Origin of the sequence: Psychrobacter sp. Ps6, from assembly GCF_022129235.1 — a bacterium.
Lineage (GTDB): Bacteria > Pseudomonadota > Gammaproteobacteria > Pseudomonadales > Moraxellaceae > Psychrobacter.
This window is the reverse complement of record NZ_JADQAI010000021.1, coordinates 1-5,455: the sequence shown is the minus strand read 5'-3', so window position 1 is coordinate 5,455 and position 5,455 is coordinate 1. Positions and strand designations below refer to the sequence as shown.

Genomic DNA, 5,455 nt, shown 5'->3' with positions numbered 1-5,455 from the left:
GCCGGGTGATTTTTCGTTGTTGCCCATTGCGATGAGTGATCAAGACTTCTTTTAAATCTGCTTGAGCAACAGGCCCATCAGCGGCTGATAAGATATCTAAAAAGCCTTGCTCGCGATTGAATGCATAACGTCCTGGAGCACCAACAGAGCCAAAAATATAAATAGAATCCTTAGCAGATTGTCGAACCCAACTGGATTTATTATCTGAAGGGTCATTGGGAAGCTCATCAATAATTACGCTATCACCTGCGGCTAGATCTGGAAGTAAACTGGCAGGGCTTCCTCGTTTGATAAAGCCATCAAAATCAAAAAACTGCACTTGGTGACCTGTGGTTTTACTTTCTTTGATAATTCGAATTCGGCTTAAGTTTGCTTGTTGATTGGGCCCCCCGGCATGAGCTAACAGATCCATAAAGTCCATATCTTGGCTCCATTCGTAACGTCCCGGTTTTTTGACTGCTCCAATAATTTTAATTGCTCGATCATCGGTTACTTTGAGCCAGGATTTTTCATTTAGATCGAGTTTTTCAGGAACAAAGATAGCGTCGCCAGACTCCAGTGGAGGTAGCGTGATACTTTGGGGATTTTTAGTGTAAGTAACTAAATTTATGGTAATCGGTGGTTTTGTAGTTCTTAATAGCCGGATGTTTGTCGTATCGGCAAAACGAGTGGGGCCGCCAGCATTGGCTAAAGCATCGATAAATGAGGTCTCGGATGTCGCTTCAAATACGCCGGCCTCTTTGACTTCTCCCATCACATAAATAGAACGTTTTGAGGTGCCAATATCTTCGACTTCAATGGGGGCGAAGATGGTTGTTCCCGGTTTTATTGGTGGTAGATTGCTGTTATCACTGGTGTCTAAATAATATTTCAAATCAAAAACATAGGGTTTATTGTCAGTAATCACTCGGATTTTACTTACATCGGCAAAGCGGGTAACGCCATCAGCACGCATCAATGCATCGATTACTGTCATTCCTTTTTTATAGCTAAAGAGGCCTGGATTTCGTAATTCGCCAAAAATAGTGATACCTTCTTGCTGCTCACTGGCGTCTCCTGAATTAATCAAAGATGCGGCATCAAAATCGACTTCAATATTACCGAGTAAGGGAGAGGCTGGTATAAATAAAATATCACCATCTTGTAGTATAGGAAGGAGTGAAGGGTCTCCAGAGTCAAGATAGCTTTTATAGTTAAAGTGTTGATTTTTTCCTTGTCGTTGCAATTGAAATTGATCCAATTGTGCTCCAGGACGAGCCCCTCCTACTTTGGTTAAAGCCATCTGTACATTACTTTCTGGTTGCAGCGATATTGCTCCAGGCTTTTCAACATAACCAAGCACTTGAACTCGAATGAGCTGTTCCACAACACTGAGTTTAAATGCATCTAAGTTACGATAGAGTTCTGACAGGGCTTGGAATATCAGTTCTTCAGCCTCTAGTTCTTTAAGACCTGCTACTTTTACTGGACCAATCTCGGGAAGCAACAATTGCCCTTGATCATTAATAGTAAAAGGTTGTTCAAAAGCGGGTTCTCCGGGAATTTGTAAAAAGATACGATCGCCTGGAGTGAGTATTTCGCCCCAACATGTAAAGGATAATGTGAAAAGAAATAAGGCGATCACGATTTTCATGGGGTGGTTCTCATTGCTGGCCAATCTTTTAATGAAAAGTGGCGATGAGGTGATTTATCGTGAGCTGATACCAAAATTTCAGCAACAACTTGGCGGTTGGCTAGTTGCATCGTGCGAGAGTGTGTATCTGGAATTGCTTGAGATTCTCCTGTACTTAGTACCGAAACTTGATGACCATTAACCCCATGCTCTAATAAAAACCGTTTTACATTATTCGCTCGGGTCAGTCCTAGGTGATAGTTATCGTGTTTTTGTCCCTGAGTATCAGTGTGCCCAACCAGTTTAACGTGCCAATGACGATGACGTTTAAGGATTGCTGCTGCTTGAGTTAACGCTTGTTGATAAGCGGGAAGAAGTTCACTGCGATTGAGGGCAAATTGATTATCGACCGCAAAATAGAGTTCGAGTTGTTCTCGTAACTCCACCTCAGAATAGTGATTAAAACAGTGAGTATGAAATTCTAGCCAGTCCATTTGGCGATCTATCATATCAGCTGTAAATTGATATTTTTGCAGAGTGAGTTCCGCATCATGGGGAAAACCAGCAACGAACTCTTGATAGGCTTGTTGATATAACCAATCAAGTTTTTGATATTGAGCTGGTAAGCAGAGTTTTACCCCACGTGCTTCTAGCAGCTTAAGTTCCCATGAATAGTGCTCTAACTGATGTTGTTGCTCTTTGGTAATTGGTGGTAATGGTTTTGGTTCTGGCCAAAGAGTGCAAGCTGTCAATGCGCAGCACCACGCTGTGGTGAATAGGGTTTTCATGATAGCCGATGTCATGATGGTAAGTCTGCTGATGTGATGAAAGGGATGACTTTATCTATACGGAGCATTAATAATAGCTCTCTGACTTGACCATTAACATTGAGCAGTTTGAGGTTTCGTTGTCGTGCTTTTAATCTTTTATAGAGAAAAACAATGGCACCGACGCCACATGAATCAATGAAAGTCACTTGAGTCATGTCTAAAATGAGTTCATTGGCATCACATAAGCTCAATTGATGAAAAGTCACTTCCAGTTGGCGTGCAGATTGAGCGTCAAAGTCATCGGTTAAGCAATGTATGGTTGAAGATCTCAGTGTCATGATTTACTTATCCCTGAAGCATGAAGGGTAAGTAAATTAATTCAAAGGGTGTGCCAATTATTGCCCTTTACGAGTTAACATAATTTTTATGGTTTTAATCAAAATATAGCAGTCCATTTTGAGCCACTGCCATGGAGAGCCAAGAGTGGCTGCGTAGGCGTGATCCCAACCAATCTTTTCTTTTACATCTTCAATGGTGTTGTCATAACCATGGTTGACTTGAGCCAGCCCTGTGAGTCCGGGCTTTAATCCGGCAGTCCTTTCTAGATAAAAAGGCAATGCATTTTGCAAGGATCCACACAGTTCAGGACGCTCAGGTCTTGGGCCTATGAATGACATATCACCACGAAGCACATTAATAAACTGTGGAATTTCATCAATTCGAGTATCTCTTAAAAAGCGGCCAACTGTGGTTACTCTAGGATCTGCTTTCTTTGCCCATGACAAATCTGCTTGGTTTTTTTCAGAATGGTACATCGTCCGAAATTTTATGATCTCAAATAGATCAACCGTATCTTGCTCGATCTTTCCTACCCGTAATTGACGATAAAAAATAGGTCCCTTTGAGTTGAGTTTTATGGCTAAAGCAATGAGAGGCCAAAAAGGCAGCGTTAGCCCAAGCCCAAGTAGACTTAATACAATGTCGCATAGACGTTTGCACCCGGATGTAATTTGCGGTTGATAGGTTTCAATAGGGGGAATATGCCGCCATCCTCGCTTAAATTGCCCAACACTGTAGCGCAACATTCCAATCAGAGAGGCAAAGTAACTAGCAACAAAATAGTGCAGTTTTATCAGGTAGTTATTTTTAAGTCCGAAAGCGGGTAGCAGTGCTAAGCCGTAACCAAGGCATTGACCCATAAATAGTATTAAACCAAGAATGGATCCTGTAAGCGAGAGTGTTAATGTGAGAAAAAAGTAGCCAATTAAAATAAAGGGCATCAAGGTTCTTAATCCTTTACCTGACAGGAATAACCATAATGCGCCATAATTTTTTTGCCTTAATATAAAGCGGCATCGGATTAACTGTTGCAGGTTACCAGCACCAATACGCTGGCGACGACGATAGTCTTGGCTTTGGCTGGTGGGCGCTATCTCTACGGTATTAATATCGGCACTAAAGACAATTTTATATCCGTGTTTGAGTACATTCATCGGCAAAATAAAATCATCATTAATGGTATCTTCGGGTAGGGTTTCAACGAGGTGTGAGCGCACTATATAAAAGGCACCATTTCCGCCCATAACACTTCCGAGTTCAGATTCAGCAAAACGTAATCGGTTTTGCCACTGCCAATACTGTTGCTCTCCTGAGCCTCCATTTTGTAGTAGGTAATTTCCAGTTAGAGCGCCAATGCTGGGGGATTGAAATTGTAAAACTGCTTGCTGTAGAGCATCGATGGAAAGCAGGGCGGAAGCATCAGTAAAAGCGAGAAAATCACTTTGTTGAGCTTGATGAATTAAACTGTTAAGACGAATAACTTTGCCACAATTATGTTCTTCATGATTTAGATATAATCCAATACCTTGTTCTTTAAACTTGGTTTCCCAATACGCTATGTTGGCAAGGGTGGCATCATCACTACCATCATTAAAAATATACAGTGATAATTTATCGGCGGGATAATCGAGCATCAGAATATTCGCCAGCTTCTGTTCAATATAATCAGCTTCATTATGTACCGGCAGAATAAATGCAATAGAGGGCAGCGTCGCTCTAGTATGCTTAGGCTCTTTTGGCTGAGGTCGATGTTTAGCAAGCCAGAGCAAGCTAATACTGTAAATAATATGATGATAAATGATAAGAAAGGTGAGCAGCAGCGTGAGTGTTATCATAAGGCTGAACTCCAGATTTTTTCATATTGCTCAACCATAATTCGAACATCTGTATTTTTTATAATGTGCTCTCTTATCATTGGAGCTGACGGTTGAAGCGGGGCATTGAGTATGGCATCGGTTAATGCTTTCACCGAACGGTCAGCAATAATATGGCCTGAGTCTGAAGTAATCACTTCTCTCACTGCACCAACATCGGTTGCTACCACCCATTTACCACATGATTGCGCTTCTAAGAGGCTAAGAGGTAAGCCTTCGCTGGTTGAAGGTAGACAAAATAGGTCGATGGCTTGATAAAAAAGTGGCATATCATTAACAAGGTTGAGCCAATGAACACGGTACTGGATACCGAGCTGTTTCGCTTGCTGTTTTAATATTGATTGTTGAGGGCCAATTCCTGCAATCGCAATATGGTAGTGTAGAGGTAGTTGAGCTAGAGCTTGTAATAATAGCCCCATCCCTTTTTCTGCAACTAAACGACCTGCTGCGCCAATTAAAAAACAGTCTGGTGGTAACCGTAATTGTGCTCTTGCTTTAATGGGATCGCCTAGTGTAAATATTTGGCTATCAATGCCATTTAAAATGACGTGATCAACGTTTCGTTTTAAATAACACTGAAGATCTTTAGCAATATGATTGGCATCTGCGATCAGAGAAAAGTGTTTTCCGGCGGCAAGTAGCTGAGTTTGTTTTCGAGCTTTTGGGTTGTCTAAGTGCCAGCTATCGTGTTCAGTATGGATATGTTGAAGCCCCATAAATCGTGAGATTGGTCGACTATAGAATAGAGGGCCAAGGTGATGACTATGGATAAACTGAATCTTGTGCTGTTTTAAAATCCCTCTGAGTTGGAAAAATATGAGAGGCTTAAAGCCTGCGGGTTTATTGAGAAAGATAAGCTT

Annotated in this window: 5 protein-coding genes; all 5 read right to left on the bottom strand. The window is 41.5% G+C overall.

The window, feature by feature from the left end:
- Positions 1–1,633 (bottom strand): SLBB domain-containing protein (locus I3255_RS13025; protein WP_238039200.1); only part of this gene is annotated, 1,633 nt, incomplete at its 3' end.
- Positions 1,630–2,415 (bottom strand): OmpA family protein, encoded by a 786-nt coding sequence (locus I3255_RS13020; RefSeq protein WP_238039199.1) that lies wholly within the window; start codon positions 2,413–2,415, stop codon positions 1,630–1,632. The genes I3255_RS13020 and I3255_RS13025, both read right to left, overlap by 4 nt.
- Positions 2,412–2,720, bottom strand: coding sequence for an STAS domain-containing protein (locus I3255_RS13015; protein WP_068946596.1), 309 nt, complete (start codon positions 2,718–2,720; stop codon positions 2,412–2,414). The genes I3255_RS13020 and I3255_RS13015 overlap by 4 nt, the downstream gene beginning before the upstream one ends.
- Positions 2,721–2,777: 57 nt before the next feature.
- Entirely contained in the window at positions 2,778–4,556 is a 1,779-nt protein-coding gene (locus I3255_RS13010) for a sugar transferase (protein WP_238039198.1), read from the bottom strand.
- Positions 4,553–5,455, bottom strand: a 903-nt coding sequence (locus tag I3255_RS13005; RefSeq protein ID WP_238039197.1) for a glycosyltransferase, incomplete at its 5' end; no start/stop codon positions are given. The genes I3255_RS13010 and I3255_RS13005, both read right to left, overlap by 4 nt.

Excerpts from the sequence above, each read along its gene's own strand:
- I3255_RS13020 (WP_238039199.1), bottom strand. The coding sequence starts at position 2,415 with ATGACATCGGCTATCATGAAAACCCTATTCACCACAGCGTGGTGCTGC.
- I3255_RS13015 (WP_068946596.1), bottom strand. The coding sequence starts at position 2,720 with ATGACACTGAGATCTTCAACCATACATTGCTTAACCGATGACTTTGAC.
- I3255_RS13010 (WP_238039198.1), bottom strand. The coding sequence starts at position 4,556 with ATGATAACACTCACGCTGCTGCTCACCTTTCTTATCATTTATCATCAT.